Source organism: Sediminitomix flava, assembly GCF_003149185.1.
GTDB lineage: Bacteria > Bacteroidota > Bacteroidia > Cytophagales > Flammeovirgaceae > Sediminitomix > Sediminitomix flava.
On record NZ_QGDO01000001.1, the window covers coordinates 827,368 to 847,653 of the forward strand.

Annotated in this window: 17 protein-coding genes; 9 read left to right on the plus strand and 8 right to left on the minus strand. The window is 34.2% G+C overall.

All coding sequences use genetic code 11. From position 1 onward, the window contains the following. Positions 1-55: 55 nt before the first annotated feature. Both BC781_RS03105 and BC781_RS03110 read left to right on the plus strand, forming a co-directional pair. On the plus strand, positions 56-1,330 hold the full coding sequence (locus tag BC781_RS03105) for a type IX secretion system plug protein (RefSeq protein WP_109615784.1): 1,275 nt from the start codon (positions 56-58) through the stop codon (positions 1,328-1,330). Between the two features lie 128 nt (positions 1,331-1,458). Next, a complete protein-coding gene (locus tag BC781_RS03110; protein WP_146201613.1) occupies positions 1,459-1,959 on the plus strand; it encodes a hypothetical protein in 501 nt (166 codons plus the stop codon). 77 nt (positions 1,960-2,036) lie between these two features. Here the strand turns inward: BC781_RS03110 and BC781_RS03115 are convergent, their stop codons facing one another. Both BC781_RS03115 and BC781_RS03120 read right to left on the minus strand, forming a co-directional pair. Beyond that, positions 2,037-5,324 (minus strand): two-component regulator propeller domain-containing protein, encoded by a 3,288-nt coding sequence (locus BC781_RS03115; RefSeq protein WP_109615786.1) that lies wholly within the window; start codon positions 5,322-5,324, stop codon positions 2,037-2,039. Positions 5,325-5,633: 309 nt separating this feature from the next. Next, on the minus strand, positions 5,634-6,281 hold the full coding sequence (locus BC781_RS03120; RefSeq protein WP_317047222.1) for a trimeric intracellular cation channel family protein: 648 nt from the start codon (positions 6,279-6,281) through the stop codon (positions 5,634-5,636). Positions 6,282-6,444: 163 nt separating this feature from the next. Between BC781_RS03120 and BC781_RS03125 the strand changes: the two genes are divergently transcribed. Further along, positions 6,445-7,029 carry a SiaB family protein kinase gene (locus BC781_RS03125; protein ID WP_109615788.1) on the plus strand — a complete coding sequence of 195 codons (585 nt, stop codon included), beginning with the start codon at positions 6,445-6,447 and terminating at the stop codon, positions 7,027-7,029. On the opposite strand, the gene recO is transcribed toward BC781_RS03125, so the two are convergent. Then, positions 7,026-7,706 (minus strand): DNA repair protein RecO, encoded by a 681-nt coding sequence (gene recO, locus BC781_RS03130; protein WP_109615789.1) that lies wholly within the window; start codon positions 7,704-7,706, stop codon positions 7,026-7,028. The genes BC781_RS03125 and recO overlap by 4 nt on opposite strands. 240 nt (positions 7,707-7,946) lie before the next feature. Here recO and BC781_RS03135 point away from each other — a divergent pair, with 240 nt between their 5' ends. Continuing rightward, on the plus strand, positions 7,947-9,080 hold the full coding sequence (locus BC781_RS03135; RefSeq protein WP_109615790.1) for a BamA/TamA family outer membrane protein: 1,134 nt from the start codon (positions 7,947-7,949) through the stop codon (positions 9,078-9,080). Positions 9,081-9,318: 238 nt separating this feature from the next. Next, positions 9,319-10,443 carry an MBL fold metallo-hydrolase gene (locus tag BC781_RS03140; RefSeq protein WP_109615791.1) on the plus strand — a complete coding sequence of 375 codons (1,125 nt, stop codon included), beginning with the start codon at positions 9,319-9,321 and terminating at the stop codon, positions 10,441-10,443. A 120-nt stretch (positions 10,444-10,563) separates the two neighbouring features. On the opposite strand, the gene BC781_RS03145 is transcribed toward BC781_RS03140, so the two are convergent. Next, complete coding sequence (locus BC781_RS03145) at positions 10,564-11,937, minus strand: cystathionine beta-synthase (RefSeq protein WP_109615792.1); 1,374 nt, start codon at positions 11,935-11,937, stop codon at positions 10,564-10,566. A gap of 364 nt (positions 11,938-12,301) precedes the next feature. Here BC781_RS03145 and BC781_RS03150 point away from each other — a divergent pair, with 364 nt between their 5' ends. From BC781_RS03150 to BC781_RS03160, 3 genes are all read left to right on the plus strand, one after another. Further along, complete coding sequence (locus BC781_RS03150; protein ID WP_109615793.1) at positions 12,302-12,679, plus strand: TraR/DksA family transcriptional regulator; 378 nt, start codon at positions 12,302-12,304, stop codon at positions 12,677-12,679. A gap of 159 nt (positions 12,680-12,838) precedes the next feature. After that, complete coding sequence (gene scpB, locus BC781_RS03155) at positions 12,839-13,405, plus strand: SMC-Scp complex subunit ScpB (RefSeq protein WP_109615794.1); 567 nt, start codon at positions 12,839-12,841, stop codon at positions 13,403-13,405. A 34-nt stretch (positions 13,406-13,439) separates the two neighbouring features. Further along, positions 13,440-14,849, plus strand: a complete 1,410-nt coding sequence (locus BC781_RS03160; RefSeq protein WP_109615795.1) for an ankyrin repeat domain-containing protein — start codon at positions 13,440-13,442, stop codon at positions 14,847-14,849. 7 nt (positions 14,850-14,856) lie between these two features. On the opposite strand, the gene BC781_RS03165 is transcribed toward BC781_RS03160, so the two are convergent. Both BC781_RS03165 and BC781_RS03170 read right to left on the minus strand, forming a co-directional pair. Then, positions 14,857-15,762: a DUF58 domain-containing protein gene (locus BC781_RS03165; RefSeq protein WP_109615796.1), complete on the minus strand. Its 906-nt coding sequence runs from the start codon at positions 15,760-15,762 to the stop codon at positions 14,857-14,859. A gap of 107 nt (positions 15,763-15,869) precedes the next feature. Continuing rightward, on the minus strand, positions 15,870-16,628 hold the full coding sequence (locus BC781_RS03170) for a septal ring lytic transglycosylase RlpA family protein (protein ID WP_109615797.1): 759 nt from the start codon (positions 16,626-16,628) through the stop codon (positions 15,870-15,872). A gap of 309 nt (positions 16,629-16,937) precedes the next feature. Between BC781_RS03170 and BC781_RS03175 the strand changes: the two genes are divergently transcribed. Further along, the gene (locus BC781_RS03175) at positions 16,938-17,252 is read left to right on the plus strand and encodes a DUF3276 family protein (RefSeq protein WP_109615798.1); all 315 of its coding nucleotides are present in this window, start codon (positions 16,938-16,940) and stop codon (positions 17,250-17,252) included. 90 nt (positions 17,253-17,342) lie between these two features. Here the strand turns inward: BC781_RS03175 and BC781_RS03180 are convergent, their stop codons facing one another. Beyond that, the gene (locus BC781_RS03180; RefSeq protein ID WP_109615799.1) at positions 17,343-18,884 is read right to left on the minus strand and encodes an NFACT RNA binding domain-containing protein; all 1,542 of its coding nucleotides are present in this window, start codon (positions 18,882-18,884) and stop codon (positions 17,343-17,345) included. 175 nt (positions 18,885-19,059) lie between these two features. Beyond that, positions 19,060-20,079 carry a threonine aldolase family protein gene (locus BC781_RS03185; protein ID WP_109615800.1) on the minus strand — a complete coding sequence of 340 codons (1,020 nt, stop codon included), beginning with the start codon at positions 20,077-20,079 and terminating at the stop codon, positions 19,060-19,062. Between the last annotated feature and the right edge of the window lie 207 nt (positions 20,080-20,286).

Sequence of the window (20,286 nt, forward strand, 5' to 3'; positions counted from 1 at the left end):
TTGGTTAGACTAATAGACATAATCTGCTTCAATTTTTTCAATTAAAAACAGACAAATGAGAGCTTTTCTTCCACTACTACTAATTGTATTTGCTTTTTCTGATGCATGGGCACAATTCAATTATAAAGACGAGGTTTATGATGATGAAATTGCGACGGTTCTTTTCTACAGTACCATCCACAATCAGAATGGTCAGACCTTAAGCCCTCCAATTTTACCACTGAATAGTTCGGGTAAACTGATATTAGAATTTGATCAGTTTGGGGATGATGCTCCATATTATAAAGCAAAGATTATTCATTGTGACCATGAATGGAATCCTTCAAGACTTAACCCAATTGAGTTTATTCAAGGTTTTCAAGATCAAAACATCAATGATTTTGAGTTTTCATTGGGGACTAAAGTTCCTTATGTCAACTTCAAACTTGAGCTTCCAAAAGTGAAAATTTCTGGAAATTACATTATTAAAGTGTACCCAAGAGGAGATGAGAGAAATGTAGTTCTTACCAGAAGATTTGTAGTTTATGAGTCAATTACCCAAGTCGGAATTCAAGCCCGACAAACTGTTGGTGGTCAATTAAGTCAGGAGTTACAAGAAGTAAACGTAACAGTTAGTTACAATGAAGCTGATCTCAATATTCTCCCAAATAATGTATGGATTACCATCCGTCAGAATATGAGATGGGATAATGCGAGATACTCTATCATGCCTCGTTTCAATAAGGTTTTTGATAAACTGCTTGATTTCACTTTTTCAGATTACCGAAATGCATTTGACGGTGGAAATGAATTCAGAGGCTTTACAACCAATACAGAAAATGCGAGAGGTGGGCTCAGAGTTGGAAACTTTGAAATCAATCGTGACTTCAATAAAATGTTTTTGTACCCTGACCTTCAGAGAGGAAACTTAACCTACAATCAATCTCAACAAGATATAAACGGACAATTTTTTGTAACAGTAGCCAACCGAGACCCTCGAACACAAGCAGATTATACTGAAGTGATTTTCACCTTAAAAGCCGATCGTCCTTTGGATGGAGAACTGTACATTCAAGGTGCTTTTTCTGATTGGGACTTGAAAGAAGATTATAAAATGCATCACGTATCGGATAAAAACGCCTATTTAGGCAGTGCATTTTTGAAGCAAGGTGTCTACAACTACCAGTATGTTCTCAAAAAAGCTGATGGTAGCTATTCTAGTGAACCGATAGAAAACTCATTCAGAATCACAGAAAATGCATATGATGTTTTTGTGTATTACAGAGATATGGGAGGCAGATATGACCGCGTAATAGGTTATAAAATGGTCAACTCAAGAGGTAAATTCTAATATCATTAGATTCTACTTTTTACAATTGTATAGAAGCTTTAAGAATTGATGATGATACCCAAGTCTTATTCATGGAAAGACTTGGGTATTTTTGTGATTAATTTTATCATAACCTAGTGTCATTATCCATGAATTACTATCTAATTTTAAGCTTTATCATTATCCTCTGTTCCTTGGGGATGTCAGGATTTTCACAATCTTACCAAAGTCATGGTTTTCAAGTGGACTATTCTGGTCAAATGGAAAAAGTACAAGATAACTTTGACGTAGAAGGAAATCATTTCACTGTTTTTCAAGATGTACAAAAAGGTATCAATCAAAATGAAACGGATATTTACCGCCTTGATATTATCAAATTTCAAGAAACGGTAACTGATACAGATACCTACTTCAATTCCCTCTATGACATTTACAGTGAGACAGGAGATGCTAAACACACTACTTTTAAAGGTAGAAAAGCGGTGATGGCAGATGAAAAGTTTCAGCTTGAAGGAAAAGACATAAAGCAGCGAAGAGTAACGGTTTTCTTTGACAATACTAGCTACACACTATTTTATTTAGGAACCCCGAACGAGCTTTACGAGAGTAAATACAATGATTTTGTAGATGACTTCAAGTTTATCCGATAAATGAACTCGCAAAAAAGCCCATAAAATCACCAATCAACGGTATTTTATGGGCTTTGTTTTTCTATCACAAAATTGCTTTAAGAAACTTCGATACCTACTACGGTTATATCATCTCTCTGATGAAAATCTCCTTGATGTTGAACAAGTTTATCTTTGATAGACTGTTTTTGAACATCTAAAGGTTGAGAAGCATCGAGCCATGACATAAATAATGGTGTCCCTATTTTTTTACGATCTTCATTCGACTGATCTATAATTCCATCAGAACTTAAGAAAATACGATCTCCTTTTTTAAGGAAAGCTGTTTTCAACTCGAACGGTCTTACTTTTCGGTAATGTCCACCAATCGCCTTGTTCGTTGGGCTAACTCTATAAATTTCGGAATCACCTTCCTTGATAAAGATTGGCATCTTGGCTCCTGCATAATACAACTCCCATGATGCTTCATTTTTAATGATTTTACAGAAACTCACATCCATTCCATCTTTCACAGATTTTTCTGCATCATGCTTAAGGTCTTCTTTAACGGACTTATCTAAGAGTTCTAATACTTTATCTGGAGCATGTATTTTCTTGACGTTGACAATTCGATTGAGCAACGAATACCCAACCATACTCATAATTGCACCAGGTACTCCATGACCTGTACAGTCTATTACAGCAATACAGAATGTTTTTTCATCAATTTCTGATAGCCAAAAGAAATCGCCCGATACAATATCTTTAGGTTTATAAATTGTGAAATATGAACCTAAAACATCTTCCATTTTCTGTTTAGAAGGCAGTATTGTCTTTTGAATTTTCTTTGCATACTTAATACTATCAACTACTTGATTATTCTTCAGATTCAGTTCATCCAAAGCCATTTCCAATTCCATTGACTTTGCACTCAGCTTATCCCTTTGTTCTTTTAAGACTTCTGCCTGCCCTTCTATCTCTTCTTTTTGTTGTAAAATCTCACTTGTTTTCAACAATACTTTTTCCTCAAGTACCTGATTTTTATGCTCAAGCCTAGCCATTCGCCATTTCATGGTTAAAACACCTATGACCAGTAAAGACAGAATCACTAAAAACTTAAACCAAGTTGTTTGCCAATAAGGAGTTCTGATCTCAATGTTTAAAACTTTAGGCTCTGAGTTACTCACCCCATCGTTATTGAATGCCTTCAATTTAAACTGATACTGACCAGGACTTAGATTTGTGTACTTGGCAACGTTAAACTCAGAAACATTTGTCCAAGTTTCTTCATAAGGCTCTAAGATATAAGCGTATCGATTTTGCTTTCTATCCACAAAACTCATGGATGAAAAACGTATCTGAATATCGTTTTGTGTATGTGCTAGCGATAAACTATCAAGTGTTGAAGCCTTGTAATTATCGTAAACCAACAGACTTTTTTCACCATCGCTGATCTTCCCAGCTTCCACTGATGTAAAAATAGGTTGAGGCTGATAAGGATTCTCTTGAATAGAATTAGGTTTAAAATGAATTACGCCATTTACGCCACCCAAATAGATTTCACCACTTTGACTTCGTTTAAATGCTCCTTGATTGAATTCTGAAAAAAGAAGTCCATTCTTTTCAGTAAAAAATTTCAAGTGTTTTTTGCCTGCTTTCGCTTCCAGAAAACCGATTCCTCGGTTTGTTGAATACCACAATCTTTGATCTGTATCTTCAACTAATCCGTAAATCACATCATCAAGAAACCCATTTTGGATATTAAATACTTCTACTTCCGATTGTTGATTAATTTTGATCAGACCTTGACCGTGAGTTCCTACCCAAAGGTTTTTGTCACTATCCTCATGAATGACGGTCACTTCTATTACAGCATCAGTTGAATCTGTTGTTAAATGAAATGCTTCAAAAGTTTTGTTTTTAGGATTAAACTTCGCCATTCCATTTCCATAAGTACCGATCAAAATGTCACCGTCAGTGGTTTCAAAAACTACATTTATATCATTACTCGGTAATCCATTCTCTTTGCTGTATGTATGTACTAATTCTATATCTGAGTTGTAAACGTATAATTTATCAGAAGTTCCGACCCAGATATGCTTAGATTGATCTTGAATGATTGACCAAATATTCCCTTTAGGAAGCACTGAACTTAATGAGTCAATGATAGTATAACCTCCATCTTTGGTCGCTAAGATTTGTAATCCAGCAGTAGTACCTACCCAAAGTCTTCCTTTATGATCTTTTCTAAGTGATCGAACTCTATTGGAAGCTAATCCATCTTCCTCTGTAACGTAATTCGTTCTTCTATTTTCCGAAACGATATTTACACCTCCGCCATCAGTACCAATCCATAATCTTTTATAGATATCTTCTTCAATAGCACGAACGATTGGGGTATTTAACTTGTCATCCTTGTTATTAAAATGTCTAAATCTTTCCGAAATCTGGGAAAATGAGATCATGCCACTTCCTCTCGACCCCAACCATATTTCACCACTTTTATCTTGAAAAATCTTGGTCAATGAAAGGTGATTCAGTCCTTCTACTTTTGATAATTTTCTAAACTTATTATCAATACTGTAGAAGCCATTTGTTGTCGTAATCCAATAATTATTTTCTCCTTTTAAAATATCTCTAGCAAGCGTTAGCTCTGGTAATTTGATAACCTTCTTCAATTTCTTTGATTCAAGGTCGTAACCTAAAATCTTCTGCTCTGAGTCAAATAAAACAAAAGCCTTTTGATCAATATGACAGATTCGTTTGATGAAGTCTTCATTATTTTCATCTAGAATATCGAATTGATCTACCAAAGAAAATTCATCATTAAAAATGAAAATTGAGTGATTATTACTCAACCAAATTTCTTCCCGATTTGGAATAAAAGTCACACTAGAAATGAAGTCACCTTTTAAATATTGAGTGAAATCAACATCGAGCCATTTCAGTTTTTTCAAATCAAAAATGAAAAGCCCATTGGCACTTCCTACCCAAATACGTGAATTTGAATCTCCGAAAATTTGGTTTACATGAGTATCAGAATTTGGCAGTCTTTGATAAGCTACTTCACCAGTAGTTGTATTGAGCAAGCTAATCGCTCCTTGGTAAAGACCACAAACCAATTGATGAGTCTCTAAATCATAGTAAAGACTTGTATAATCTTTGATCTGTTCATTCTTATCATTGGATAAAGAAATCTCTGTAATTTGATGACCATCATACCGATTTAGTCCATCTCTAGTAGCAAACCAAAGGTATCCGAACTCATCTTGTGTTATACTTTCGATATTATTATTCGACAAGCCCTCTCGAACCCCTAATTGGTTAAAGTTGATTTTCTGCCCATACCCTCCAACGGAGACCAACATTAGAAAGGTAAAAACAGTGTAGTAAAATTGTGACTTCATGATAGAGAAAATAAAAAATTGGAAGCTCTAAAAACTTCCTATAAAGTAAGTATAGTATTGGCTACCAAACTGGTGCCTTTTCAGGTATTAAACACACTATCGTAATATATAGATACGATTTGCATTAAGTTAATAATATCTAATACAAATTGATACTTTTAGTTACCTTATTTCACTTTTCTAAGAATACCACCCGTTATTTCAGCTTATAAAAAGCTACAATCCGTCAAAAAAATATTCTGATTAAACATAGATAACTTGCCTAAATCAAGAATGAAAATCAAAAAAATCTAGTGATCAGTTAAAACCTTAATTATCCGAAGACTTCTTCCCTGAATGTTCATTTTTTTCAAGACCTTCATTACTCAATTGCGGGAGTGCAAGGTGATATCTTACTGCTAAAAACCTTATAGACATTATAAAAAGTACCGAGATATAAGTGAGATAAGGGTTTTCTATTCCGTAATGACGCATACTTGCGTATAACAACCCACCTAATAGACAAGGTGTTGCATAAATTTCTTTCTTAAAAATAAGCGGTGACTCACCACACAAGGTATCTCGAATAATACCACCCAAAACTGCCGAGAAAATCCCTAGAATAACTGCCGCACCAAAAAAAACATCATAAGAAAGCGCTTTTTCAAGACCAATGATGGTAAAAACACCAATTCCTACTGTATCAAAAAAGAATAAAGTTTTTCGTAATCTAAATACCCATTTCTGAAATAAGATTGTAAAAATTACGGCTAAAGTAATCACCCACAAATAATTATAATCTACTGTCCAAACAATAGGGTGAGCATCCAACAGAAGATCACGGACTGTCCCGCCTCCTATGGCCGTTACAGCAGCTAAAAATAAGGCTCCAAAAATATCCATCTTACGGTCTGCGGCGGCTAAAGTGCCACTGACTGCAAAAGCAAAAGTTCCGACGATATCTAAATAATAAATCAATTTTATTTACGTTTTCTTTGTGTCAATCTCTACAACTACTCACTTTTGGCACGAGCTTGGCGAAGGTCTACAAAAAGACTTTCTTAAATTGTGACTTACACCATCAATTTAGAGTTTTTCACAATACAATAGGGCATTTACCTTTTAAGTACGGGATAACATTATGCAATTAGACATTAGATTCTTAAAAACGGCTCTTCTCCTTCATGACGAAATGAGCGAGAACGGTATTTCCATCATCTACATGGGAGCACTTAACCAAGACTTCACTAAAATGTTCTTGGCCATGACCGAGGACAAGATGGATCGTAAGAATGAAAAAATGAAGGTAAAAAAGAGAGTTTATCACATGCTTGTGGAAACTCTTCAAAATATTACAAGACATTCGGCTGAAATGTCTGACAATCCAAAAGCAGGAAACGGGCTATTTTTTATCGGACAAGACGAAAAAGCATACTACGTAATTACTTCAAACAAAATTGAGAACGAAGAAAGAAAATCTCTTTGTGCCAATATTGACGAAGTTAATAATGCGTCAGAGGAAGAATTAAAAGAAATGTATAAGACGCAAATCAAATCTGGTGATTTGAACGCTACAGGTGGAGCAGGTCTTGGACTTATTGACTTGAGAAGAAAAACTAAAGAGCCTTTACAATATCAATTTGTAAGATTGAATCAAGAGCATTCATTATTCCTTCTTAAAGTATCTGTTGCGGTTTCTGAAGAAGAAGTAGAAGCTGCTGTTTAGTGAAAGATACTCCTCAAGATATCTAAAGATTTTACTTCCCCAAAAGATGGATAATGCCATTGATAAAACTTCAAAAGGATTTCCATCATCTGGTCTCTTTGAGAACTAGACAATTGAATAGCTGTATTTGATCCATTTTCTAGTAATTGGTCAAATGCAGCTATTATTTTTGGCTCATCTGCCCTCACCTCCGAAAGCTGCCTAACCAAATTCTCTCCAGAACCAATATCCAATCCTAAATAAGGCAAGCAAGCTAACAATAAGTATAAATGGAAATAGCTAAAGTTTTCTTTTGCTTGGTCGAAAGCTGTTAGTTCTGCCCACAAAAACTGGAACAAGGTCGGATAAGACTCTGCCTCTCCTTTTAAGATTTTAAAAAGTACCTCAGATAAGAAAAATGCTATTGTATTTTTTCGGATATCAAGACCAATTGAGTAGTAAGGCTGAGCAATTGAAACTTCTCCCATTCGCTGCATTTCTCGGTGAGGTTGCTCATAAGCGACAAACTCTACCAAGGTTAAGGGTTGAAACATTGCCACTTTTGCAGATTTCTTCTGACGTGCGCCTTTCACCATATAGGTTCTAAACCCCAAAGCTTCCGTAAAAACTCTCACAATGAGCGATGTATCTCCATACTTTAAACTATTGATCACAATCCCACGCGTCTTGACCTGCATAATTGACTTTCTAAGCTCTAAAACAATTTGGTTTGAAGATGTAAAAATCTATGTTTTTGAGACTAGAAACAAATCCACATGACTCCCTCAAGCATTTTAATAAAACAGATCACAAGTAATTAGACCCTATCATCTGAATATGATCTAGTACAATTTGAATAAAAAAACACTGTTCAAGGAACATAATGGGCTGAAGCTATCAGATTCAAGTAGATTAGAAATCCTCAGAGTTGTACTAAAATGATTTACCCAATTAGAAACTTTCTGTTCATTCTACTATTTCTTCCTCCCGTGGCTTTTGGGCAAGAAACCGACTCCCTTGAGGAAAACTCTATTTCAAAACTAGCTACAACTATTCTAGACTTTGTAACCTTAGAAACAAAAACCTTTACAATTTCACTTTTTCCAACTTTAGACTTCAATCAAAGAGCTGGATTATCACTTGGAGTGCTTACTCCAATAGTCTTGAAAGAAGAAAAAAAAGATATAAGGAATAAATACTATCGGCCAACAACCATCATTCCTGCGTTTTCTTACTCTACAAAAAATCAGCTTCTTTTTGATTATGATATGCTTCTATTTACCAACAACGGTTGGTTAATAGTGAATCGGATGCAAATATTTGATTTTCCAGATACATTCTTTGGAATTGGAGAACCACAATCTGAAACTACACAATATGATCATTTCAATTTCACTAGCCTCGGAGAAGTTCTATTCCCTATCAAAGATGTATTCTTTTTAGGGTTATTCTACGACTTTACTTACAACCGAAATAGCAATATTGATGGGCAGACTCTAAATGAAAGCATAACAGGCTTTGACAAAGGAACTACATTAGGTTTAGGAGTAGAATTTCGCTGGGATCAGAGAGATAATATCCTTTACCCTACTGAAGGTCATTTTTGGAAAGCAAATGCGAGATACTACTTCTTTGACTTTAATTATTGGGCTGCAACAGTAGACTTGAGGTCATTTTTTAAAATTCGGAATGATAAAAACATTATTGGTGTACAATTTCTATGGGATATCAGAACAGATGGTGTTCCGTACTACAAATTAGCGGTGCTAGGGGGCAGTAAAAGGTTAAGAAGTATCGGAAATTCTAATAAATACATTAACAATCAAATCTATTTCTTGCAAGGAGAATACAGACGAAAACTGTTTCATCGGTTTGCAGCCGTTGCTTTTACTGGCTTTGGGAATCATTTATCGGGTTTTGAAGGCAAAGCTTTCAATGATATCCAGTACACCTATGGGCTAGGGTTACGCATTCAATTGCTCCAAGATGATCCTCTAAATTTTAGAATTGATTTTGGGCTTGGAAATAATTCTGAGTCTGCATTTTTCTTTACAGTAAGAGAAGCATTCTAATTTTCTTCAAAAATATCAGTCTTAATAAGCTTAATTAATTATTAATCTTCTCTATCAGACGAAAAGATCACATACTTTTGTATGTTAATTCAGTAGAGTCAAAACACGCATGAGTCTGAATTATTAACGACTCAGTGGATAGAATTACCCTTTTCCTTAACAAACAAAGGAAAGAGTGCGTATTAATGATGAATTCAATATTTTTTGAAAGGTGAGTAAAATTAAAAAAGTAATAAAAATGACAGGATATATTATCCTTACCATAATAGCTGTTTTTGCTGCATATGTAGTATTCTATTTATACACAAGTCCTGAATTTGGACGTTCTGCTACTAAAACGCAAAAATTAGCCTATGAGCAAACAGGTCTTTACAAAGATGGACAATTCCAAAACCTCATTCCTACAGAAATGAAAATGGATGTTATGGGCTTGGTTAAAGAATATTCAAACAAGTCAAAGTTTGCAACACCGAAAGAACCTGTTCCATTTGAAAAGTTAGATTCAGCAAAAATAGCTGTTGCACCAGACTCCCTAACGACGCTTACTTGGTTTGGGCACTCTGCGTTCTTACTTCAGATGGATGGTAAAAATATTTTGCTAGACCCAATGTTGGGTGATACTCCTTCACCACACCCTCTAATTGGCTCTAAGCGATATAATAAAAATCTACCTTTAGAAGTAGATAAGTTACCACAAATCGATGCTGTAATCTATTCTCATGATCATTATGATCACTTGGATTATGGCACAGTAAATAAAATAAAAGATAAAGTTAAGACTTTTATCGTTCCTCTAGGACTTGGAAATCACCTTAGAGAATGGGGTGTAAAAGATAGCCAAATTCAAGAATTGAAATGGTGGGATGAAACAAAGTTAGGGGATATCAAACTTACTTGTACTCCATCAAGACACTTCTCAGGAAGAGGATTGACAGACAGAAATACAACTTTGTGGTCTTCTTGGGTTATTGATGGACAAAAAGATAAAATCTACTTTAGCGGTGACAGTGGTTATGGACCTCACTTCAAGGAAATTGGTGAAAAATTCGGTCCTTTTGACCTTACATTGATGGAATGCGGTCAATACAACCCTCAATGGGAAGCAATTCACATGATGCCAGAACAAACTGCTCAAGCAGCTAAAGATGTAAAAGCTGAACGTTTATGGCCAATTCACTGGGGTGCATTTACTTTGGCACTGCACGATTGGAGAGATCCAATCCAGAGAGTTGAAAAAAAGGCTGCCGAGTTAGAAATTCCGATGACAACTCCTCGAATTGGAGAACAAGTCATTGTTGGGGAAAGTTATCCTCAAGAACGTTGGTGGGAACAATCTTTAGATAAACCACTAGCTACAAAATAAGCAAACCAACACTTGTCGATATATAATGAAAAAGTTTTGAATTAGATGAGAATCTGAGAAAACTCTTAAAAACAAAAACGACATAGGATATTCCTATGTCGTTTTTTATTTCTACGAAAATCAGACTACAACTTCAGATAATAAATCATTTCTAGTAATAATAAATACCCCTTGTCGATCATCTCTTACTAAAAGAGCTTTATTCTGATTATTCAGCATAGAAGCCATTGTATCTATTGTAGTATTTATGCTTATAAATGGAAATGGTGGAGCCATTATATCTCCTACAAGTCTATTTTCTAAAGAATCCGATTCTAATAATTGATTTAGTAATAAAGTATCAGAAACACTCCCTACAAAACTTTCTTCTTCTACAACTGGTATTTGAGAAATACCATTTTCTTTCATCAATTTAATGGCATCACTCACCAAAGATTTCGGTTCTACAATCACTAGATTATCTTGATCTTTTTTCTTAATCAAATCACTAGCTGTCGCAAAATCTCGTTCCTCCATAAAACCATGATCTTTCATCCAATTATCATTGTAGATCTTATTCAGATAACGTGTCCCATGATCTGGTAGAATAATCACAACATGATCATCTTTTCCTAAATTATTCCGTTCAGCATAATCAATAGCACCTGCAACTGCTGCTCCACATGACCAACCTATAAAAAGTCCTTCTTCTCTCGCTAATCTTCTTGAATAGATTGCAGCATCTTTATCTGTAACTTTTACAAAATGGTCGATCAATTCAAAATTTACATTTTCTGGTAATATATCCTCCCCAATACCTTCAAGCATATAAGGGTAAATTTCATTTTCATCAAATTCACCTGTTTCCTTGTACTTCTTAAAAACAGAACCATAAGAGTCCACTCCTACAGTTGTTATAGAGGGGTTCTTTTCCTTTAAAAATTTTGAAGTTCCACACATAGTCCCTCCTGTACCCACTCCTGCTACAAAATGGGTTATCCCTCCTTCCGTTTGCTCCCAAATTTCAGGACCTGTGGTCAAATAATGAGCTTCAGCATTTGAACTATTATCATATTGATTGGGATAGAATGAATTCGGAATTTCTTCATTTAACTTTCTTGCAACAGAATAATATGATTTCGGGTCAGACGGGTGTACATTGGTAGGACACACAATCACTTCAGCCCCTACAGCCCTCAGAATATCAATCTTCTCACGAGACTGTTTATCTGAAACTGTAAAAATACATTTATAGCCCTTAGAAATAGCCACTAAAGCTAAACCCATCCCTGTATTACCTGAAGTCGCCTCTATTATTGTACCTCCCTTCTTCAAAAGTCCCTTACTTTCAGCATCTTCCACCATTTTTAGAGCCATTCTGTCTTTTATACTATTTCCGGGGTTAAAGTATTCAGCTTTTACATAAAAATTAGCTGATAAATGCTTTGGGATACTATTCAATCGGATAAGGGGGGTGTTTCCAATTGTCTCTATAATATTATTACAATATTTCATGTTCGTAGAAGGTTAAATGAAATGGGTTTGGGTATATGATATCTTCGAATTTTTGGTTAAATAAAATACTCATATTCATCCAATATAACTAATCAAGGATGCGTAATTTCAAAAAAAAATCATATTTTAAGTAACCAGTAAATCAATATCATACGTATTAGAAAAGTACAAGTATATAGTGAATGATTTATATTAATTTTCTAGAATAAAATATATCTTTGTGCAACACTACTTTTCGCTGAGACTAATTTAGAAACAAAAAGTCCTATTATCGATTTAATAGGAAGAACGACTTTTTTTAACCGTGTAAATAGTTTGTCAGGATTTTGTAATACTTGCTTTCTAACACCTAACTTTTGAAGCTATGGCAACAGAACAACTCCGATATTCACCAAGTGAATTAAAAGAATTTGAGGAATTGCTAGAGAAGAAAATTAATTCCTCAAAGAGTGAATTAGAACATTTAAAAAACTCGATTCTAAAATCTCAAAGTGGCCATGATGGCAACCACAATGGAGCAAAAACCCTTGAAGATGGTGCCGCAGCCTTTGAGAAAGAACAATTGAATCAATTAGCTGCTCGTACGAGGAAGTATATTGAGCAATTGGAAAGAGCAATGGTTAGAATCAAAAATGGTACTTATGGTATCTGTGTAGATACTGGAAAACTTATTTCTAAGGATAGATTGAGAGCTGTACCTCATACCTTGCACTCAATTGAAGCTAAGATGAACAAGGCCTAGACCTATTAGAATTAGCCAAATAAATATTAAGCTTCTTCTAAAGTTCAATTAAACAAAAAATTATATTTTCTTTGTAGGTAGATCAAAAATTGGTCTGCCTTTTTTTATGCATTTCTCACTCACAATTGATATCTTTTTCTATCTATAACAATAGAATCTATGGAAAAAATAGAATTAGAAATAGAAGCACTTATCTTCTGTGCTAAAACACCAATTTCAGTAGATCAATTACTTAAGTGTTTAATTGAGGTTCATGGTCCTGCTATTGTAGAAGATGATATCAAAAATACCATTGAAAAGTTAATCAAGACCTACAAAAAAAGACAATCTTCATTTGAATTGTGCAAAGTTGGTGGAGGGTATCAATTCCTCACAAAAAGTGAGTTTCAAGAGACCGTCGCTGTTCATCTCAAACAAGAATCTAAGAAACGTCTTTCAAGATCAGCGATAGAAACACTCGCAATTGTAGCTTATAAACAACCTGTTACTAAAACCGAAATTGAGCTTATTAGAGGTGTGAGTTGTGATTATTCAGTTAGAAAATTACTCGACAAAGAATTAATCGAGATAGTCGGAAAATCAGATGCAATCGGAAGACCTATGCTTTATGGTACCACGCCCACGTTTCTGGAGTATTTTGGCATCAATGATTTATCCGAACTTCCTTCTCCAAAAGAGTTTTCTGAGGAAGAGAAAAATAAAATAGGCAAAGAAATTGATAGTTAATCATGTGCCTTCTTGATATTAAATTATTTGATACATGAAATACTCTCTCGTTTACCTATTATTTCTATCTCTACTACCATTACAAATACTTGCTCAAGATAACTTATCCTTTGAGCAAGAAGAATTCCTTTACGCTTGCTCCAATGGCAACTTAGATGTATTCGAAAAATCGCTTCAAGACAAAGTCGAGATCAACACTATTGATGACAATGGGAATAATGGTTTACACCTTGCGATATTCTACAAACATTTAGAAATAGGTGAAACACTAGTACAAAAGCATATTTCTTTAGAGCAACGAAACTCACTTGAGTTAAGTCCTTTAGATTTATGTTTAATTCAGGCTGATGATATCATAGCACAACAAAGTAGTGTGAAATATGATAAAATCATCACTCTAATTTTCGAATATCTTTATGAACTGCCTAGCCAAGATTACCTCAATAGCCTTTTGATTAATCCTAAATCTCAACAGCATTGTGAAGTTTTAAGGCTAAAGGAGATAGAAAAAAGAGCTTTCTATGAAGATTTGATTAGTAAAAAGAAAACAAAGCAGATACAGAAGCTCATAAAAGAGAAGACATTCTCAAAAAACACTTACTTTCTTGATTTTGCAATTGCTGAAGGCCTAAGTCCAAAAACAGTTAATCTAATGATAAATTATGTTTTTGAAGACAAAGGAAATGAATACATCCTCAATCCTTATGCAGCGCCTCCTACTTATTTAAAATACCTTGTAAATAGTAGTAATTCTTTAATAGAATTAGAGGAAGGTTTAGTAAACGCTATCAATCTATATTATGCATATGGAAATTCTATTGACAATCAATGGAAAGCTCTAGAGCTTATAAATAGCTACAGCAATAGAATTATCGAACTTGCAAAACCGACTCCATCTTCAAAAATTAACCTCGTCACAAATGAAAATGCAGACCTCTTCTCCCCTTATCTCGAAAAGATAAATATACGCCTGAGTACAAAGCTTGATAAGAAGAAGATTTTAACAAATGCAGAAAAAATAAATATCACCCCTTACATAGAAACCTTCAAGCCGATTCATCATGATGAAAAAAACTGGGATGAATTGATTCAAACAGCAGTAATTCAAGGAAATTTGACTTTACTGGATTCGTGTATTCAGAATGGAGCTCCAATTATGCTTAACAATGGCGAACAAGAGACTTCGTTACTGCACATTGCTGCACAATATGGTAAGTCTAATGTCTTAAAATACTTTATTGATAGAAAAATAAGCCCAGACATTTTAGATAGCAATATGAATACGCCTCTTCTACTAGGAATACAAAATATGCATTTACCAACGGTAGAATACCTCATACAAGAAGGTGCTGATATTGAGCATAAAAATAGCGAAGGAGAAAGTCCTCTATCAACTTTAGAAAAACTTGAAGCGGACGAATACATTCTAAGAATAGTCAAATAAGCTGAGTCTAGCTCATTTTTCTTCTTTTTATAAGATAAGGAAGAAGTACTTGATCAATATTTTGGCGACAGTCAACCTCAATCATATCAATCTTGTACTGCCCACATTTCATTTTGATATCGTGATATCGTTGTTGAATTTCTTGCTTGTAAAAGTCTTTTACTTGAGATGGAGAAGCTTTGACTTCTTGCCCTGATTCAACATCAATAAAAATGGTAGGTCTTTCTTTGAAGTTAAAGTTTATTTCTGTTTCTGCATCAAAAACATGAAATAATAGTACCTCATGATTATTATGCTTTAAATGCTGCAATGCACTAAATAATTCATCCTTATTTGAAGAATTATCCATCATATCAGAAAAGATAATAACCATAGAACGTTTATGGATCTTTTCTGCTACTTGATGAATAACTTCCGCTACAGAGGTTTTTTTCTGATTTGGAACATTCTCCATCAGATGCTGTAAGTACAGAAATAAATTATGGATATGCTTTACTGTCGACCTTGCTTGGGTAAAATAATCTATCTCATCTGAGAACGTACATAACCCCACAGCATCTCGTTGCTTTTGCAACATATAAGCCATAGCTGCTGCGCAAACTGTGCTAAAACGAATCTTTGCATAGTCTTTTTCTGGATAATACATAGATGAAGAATTATCCAACAAAACCATAGCTCTCAAGTTTGTTTCCTCTTCAAACCTTTTGGTATAAAGTCTGTCTGTACGTGCAAAAACTTTCCAATCGATGTACTTTGTACTTTCGCCAACGTTATACAAACTATGCTCTGCAAATTCAACAGAAAATCCATGATAGGGAGACTTATGTAAACCTGTAATAAATCCTTCGACTAACTGTTTAGCTAGCAACTCAATATTTCCGTATTCTTTGATTTGATTAAGGTCAATACTCATAAGTCAATGCTTTTTCTATGAATTTAATCCAAATATTCGTCTCCTAAAAATTTCCTTTCTATACTAAAGGATTATCTTAGAATATACATAAACTGATTATTCTAAAACTATAGATGCTTACATAAAAAAGCTCCCTTGTATCCTTTCTTTTCTGCTTTAGGAATATTTACCCGAGCTTTATCTCTAGATGTCCAAGCACCATAAACTATTCTATAAAAAGGCTTTCCATTCTTGCTTGATACTTGAATGTAAACCTCATCCAATTTTTTCTGAGCAGTTTTGGCAGCTTTAAGGGCATTTTTTAATTCACTGTGTGCTGCAAGTTGAATACCAAAACCCTTCACATTTCTTTGAGTCCCCCAAATACTATAAGTCCCAGTTGAAGAAAAATCTTCTTTACTACCTCTATTGGTATTTTTAACTTTAGTCTTTTGATTATTACCTGACTTTTTACCGACACTTGCTTCTGCCACTTCTGGAGAGTCTTGCATAGAAAGAATCGTAAATTCTATTTTGGCCACTCCATCTTGAATCATTCCAATATTCTTTGCTGCTGCATAAGATAAATCTATGATTCGATTACCCACAAACGGACCACGATCATTGATTCTAACTTTAACCCATTTTCCATTAGTTAAATTCACGACTTTCAGTACTGTATTAAATGGCAATTCTTTATGAGCTGCAGTCATTGCATACATATTGAATTTTTCACCATTTGCTGTAGTTCTACCATGAAACTTCTTTGCATAGTATGAAGCTTCTCCAGTCACCTTATCTCCAACTTTAAATTGAGCAAATGATGGAAAACACAAACAACAAAAAATCAAGCAAATGATGGACTCGTATAGTTTATTATGTGGCATTTGATTTTAATTAGATAAAGTATGTAAAAAAGTAACCTAAGATTCGTAAAAATTTAATCCAAGAAATAAATTGTACTTTAAAAGGAAAAAAAAGGCATATCAAAACTTTTTAATGCCAATATATCACTAATTTATCCTTTAATACAATAAAAATAGGGTATACTACATTAATATGGAAACTCACTTCGAAGTTCTGATCTATTGATATTTTAATGGTTTGTAGTAGAAGTGTTTTTTTGATAACATATTTTTTTATAAATTAAAAATTGTTATTACTTTACTTGTGTTGAATCAATAGATTTTAGGAAAGTGGAAGAGAACAATAAAGGAAAAGAAGAGATCTTCTCAAAAAGAGTGAGGGCAGGTAAAAGAACATATTTTTTTGACGTGAAAGCTACACGATCAAATGATTATTACCTGACGATCACAGAAAGTAAAAAGCGTTACAAAGAGGACGGTTTCTACTACGAAAAGCACAAAATTTTCTTGTACAAAGAAGATTTTAACAAGTTCATTGCTGCACTTACTGAAAGTGTAGACCATGTTAAGGAGGAGTTGATGCCTGACTACGACTTTGCTCAAATCGATTCAAACGAAATTGACGACGAGCTGAGCTGGGATTGAAACCAAGAAAAAAGGTGATTGCTCTTGCGTAATCTAATAGGCAAGAGCATTTTATCTATATAGTCATTTAAAGACTAATTTATCTGACTGTTAAAATGGTGATGGTTCTATCATCACCACTTTTTCTTTATCAACTACCACTTGCCCAGGTGCAAATCCTTTGGGCTTACGTACAAATTTTTTGGGCGTGTAAATGACGGGACAAAGCGTATCTGTTTTGCGTTGCGAATAATAAGCTGCCAAAGATGCTGCTTTCTCGATCACATGATTAGGGAATGTTTTACCAGGAATTTGTTTCACCACTACGTGTGAACCTCCTACATCCCTAGCATGCAACCATAAGTCATTCTTACGAGCAAAACGCTGTGTAAGAATATCATTGTTTGCCGCATTTTTTCCCACGAGAATCTCATACCCTTCAAATTCAAATCTTTTATAAGGAAGAGGCATTTCTTTCTCTTGAATATTTTGCAACTTTTGAGCCTTTAAATACTTTTTGAATTCTTTTACTGATTCAAAGGCTTCAATTCGCTCAATATGCCTTTCAATTCCCTCTACTTCTTCTTCCTTCTTAACGACATTATCGAAAAGGATATTCTCCTCTATTTTCTGATTTTTAGACTTTCTGTAATAGTTTTCTGCATTCTTCTGAGGAGTTAATGTATCATTTAGCTTAATACTTATTTCTTCATCTCTATAAAAATCAAAAAGCTTCACCTTTTTACTTCTCGCAGGTATCTGATGAAGATTAGCCATAATAATATCAGCAATTTGATCATGTCTAGCATTCTGATGCAATTCATCATACTTTGCTTGATTCTTTTTGATATAACTCCTAGCTCTTTTCAGTTTAGCTTGTAAAACCTTTAAAACTGGCTGTCGTTCTCTTTCAATAAAGTACTTTCTAGAAAAATGGAAGTAAAATTCGTTGGCTACTTCTAAAGCACTTTTACTCTCAAATTGAATATCTCCCGTTTTAAAAAGTAACAGTTGATCAATATTTTGCCAGTTGGAGATATAGAAATTCCCATCTTCAAATTCTTGAATCAGATTTTGTAGTGCAGTCCATTGTTCAGAGATACTTTTTGATTCAAAACCATTTTCTTTCAAATAGTTCAAACCTTCTCGCCCTAAAGTCGGATATGTTTTTTTAATTCCTCCTTCTTCGAAAGCTTCAAAACTCTGATCTAATGATCTATTCAGATTCATAAGATCTAGATTCCAATCATCTTCGTGCCTATTTTGGAATAAGGAGATGATCTCATTGTCTTTCGACAACAACAAGTTTGAACGATTACCAAACATCTTAAAAAAGAGCTTATGCTCCTCCTCAAAATCAATACTAAAAATTCGTTCGTTTTTATACTCAGTAACTCCTACAATGGATTTACCCACTAGCTCTTTGAAAAGATCAATATTATTTTTCTTAGATCTATTAAATGATTTTGGGAAAGTCAATAGGTTTAAGTTTGGAACTAAAGACGCTCTAATCCAAAACTCCTGATGTCCTTTGCAAAGCCCAATGATCAGTTCGTCTTTATTCTGACTAAAGCATTCTACTAGCTCCATTCCTAAGACAACCTCCTTAACCTCTTTTGCAAGACACTTTAGGAAATAATAATTATTAAACATATATATCGTATTATCTTCTTTCTATATTGAAACACATTTTCTACAAGAAAATGATTTCACAAAGATAGACGAAACTAAACGAGTTTCAGATTCTTGATGATGCTAACTTCTAATGTAGACAGTTAAAAGTCAATTTCATCAAAATTTGAAACTCGTTATTTATTGACAAATGCTTCTAATTGGCATAATGCTGATGAATCAGCTCTAGGAAACCTTGTATATCTTCAGTTGTTGTATCGAATGAACACATCAAACGAGCAAGATTTCTAGATTCATCAAAAATATAGAATGGATATTTCTCTTGTAAAACAGGAATTAAATCTGTTGGTAATTCAGCAAAAATACCATTTACATCTACTGAATGAGTAATTTTTATCTGATCAAACTCCTTTAAACCTTCAGCCAAATGCTGAGCCATTTTATTAGCATGAGTTGCATTTTTTTTCCAAAGATCATTTGTAAGATAAGCATCAAATTGAGCACTTATATATCTCATCTTTGAGAGCAATTGCATACTTTGCTTTCTAATGAAAGGATAATAGTCTGCTAGTTCTTTATTTTGAAAAACCACAGATTCACCCATCATCATACCATTTTTTGTCCCTCCAAAAGAAATGATATCTACTCCTTTAAGCATTTCATGAACTGGAGTATCTAGAGCAACAACTGCGTTTGCTATTCTAGCTCCATCTACATGCAATATCAATTCATTTTCTTTACAGAAGGCTGAAAGGCTCTGAATCTCTTCTGTTGAATATAAAACACCAAACTCTGTAGGTTGAGTGATTGAAACCACTTTCGGCTGAACCCTGTGTTGGACACCTTTGATAGAAAGAAGCGGTTTAATTTGCTCTGGTGTAATTTTTCCATCTTCAGTTTTGATATATGTTAGTTTGCCTCCCAAATGATGTTCTGGAGCACCACATTCATCCGTATTTATATGTGCAACATCTGCACAAACAACAGTTTCATGTGAACGACAGAAAGTTTTTAATGCAGTAACATTCGCTCCTGTACCATTCATTACAAAAAAGACCCTTGGGTCTGTCTTGAAGAGCGCTTTGATTTTATCTTTGGCAAGTTGCGTCAATTCATCATTTCCATACGCGGGAGCATGTCCTACATTAGCCATCACCATAGCCTCCATCACTTCTGGAGAAACTCCTGCATAATTGTCGCTTGCAAAACTTTTCATCACTTTAAAAATAAGCTGTTTATCAAAAGTTAATATTTATAGAATACAAAAATACCACAGACAAATGGAAGAAATATCCAAATGAGCTTAATAAATTTATATTCCTCGTTTCTTAAACATCTCTCCCGAATATTACGACAAGATCACCACTAAACTTTAGCTAAACATTAGGGTTACTGATTGTTCACTTTATAAGCGTTCATGCAA

Excerpts from the sequence above, each read along its gene's own strand:
- BC781_RS03105 (WP_109615784.1), top strand. The coding sequence starts at position 56 with ATGAGAGCTTTTCTTCCACTACTACTAATTGTATTTGCTTTTTCTGAT.
- BC781_RS03110 (WP_146201613.1), top strand. The coding sequence starts at position 1,459 with ATGAATTACTATCTAATTTTAAGCTTTATCATTATCCTCTGTTCCTTG.
- BC781_RS03115 (WP_109615786.1), bottom strand. The coding sequence starts at position 5,324 with ATGAAGTCACAATTTTACTACACTGTTTTTACCTTTCTAATGTTGGTC.
- BC781_RS03125 (WP_109615788.1), top strand. The coding sequence starts at position 6,445 with ATGCAATTAGACATTAGATTCTTAAAAACGGCTCTTCTCCTTCATGAC.
- recO (WP_109615789.1), bottom strand. The coding sequence starts at position 7,706 with ATGCAGGTCAAGACGCGTGGGATTGTGATCAATAGTTTAAAGTATGGA.
- BC781_RS03135 (WP_109615790.1), top strand. The coding sequence starts at position 7,947 with ATGATTTACCCAATTAGAAACTTTCTGTTCATTCTACTATTTCTTCCT.
- BC781_RS03140 (WP_109615791.1), top strand. The coding sequence starts at position 9,319 with ATGACAGGATATATTATCCTTACCATAATAGCTGTTTTTGCTGCATAT.
- BC781_RS03145 (WP_109615792.1), bottom strand. The coding sequence starts at position 11,937 with ATGAAATATTGTAATAATATTATAGAGACAATTGGAAACACCCCCCTT.
- BC781_RS03150 (WP_109615793.1), top strand. The coding sequence starts at position 12,302 with ATGGCAACAGAACAACTCCGATATTCACCAAGTGAATTAAAAGAATTT.
- scpB (WP_109615794.1), top strand. The coding sequence starts at position 12,839 with ATGGAAAAAATAGAATTAGAAATAGAAGCACTTATCTTCTGTGCTAAA.
- BC781_RS03160 (WP_109615795.1), top strand. The coding sequence starts at position 13,440 with ATGAAATACTCTCTCGTTTACCTATTATTTCTATCTCTACTACCATTA.
- BC781_RS03165 (WP_109615796.1), bottom strand. The coding sequence starts at position 15,762 with ATGAGTATTGACCTTAATCAAATCAAAGAATACGGAAATATTGAGTTG.
- BC781_RS03170 (WP_109615797.1), bottom strand. The coding sequence starts at position 16,628 with ATGCCACATAATAAACTATACGAGTCCATCATTTGCTTGATTTTTTGT.
- BC781_RS03180 (WP_109615799.1), bottom strand. The coding sequence starts at position 18,884 with ATGTTTAATAATTATTATTTCCTAAAGTGTCTTGCAAAAGAGGTTAAG.
- BC781_RS03185 (WP_109615800.1), bottom strand. The coding sequence starts at position 20,079 with ATGAAAAGTTTTGCAAGCGACAATTATGCAGGAGTTTCTCCAGAAGTG.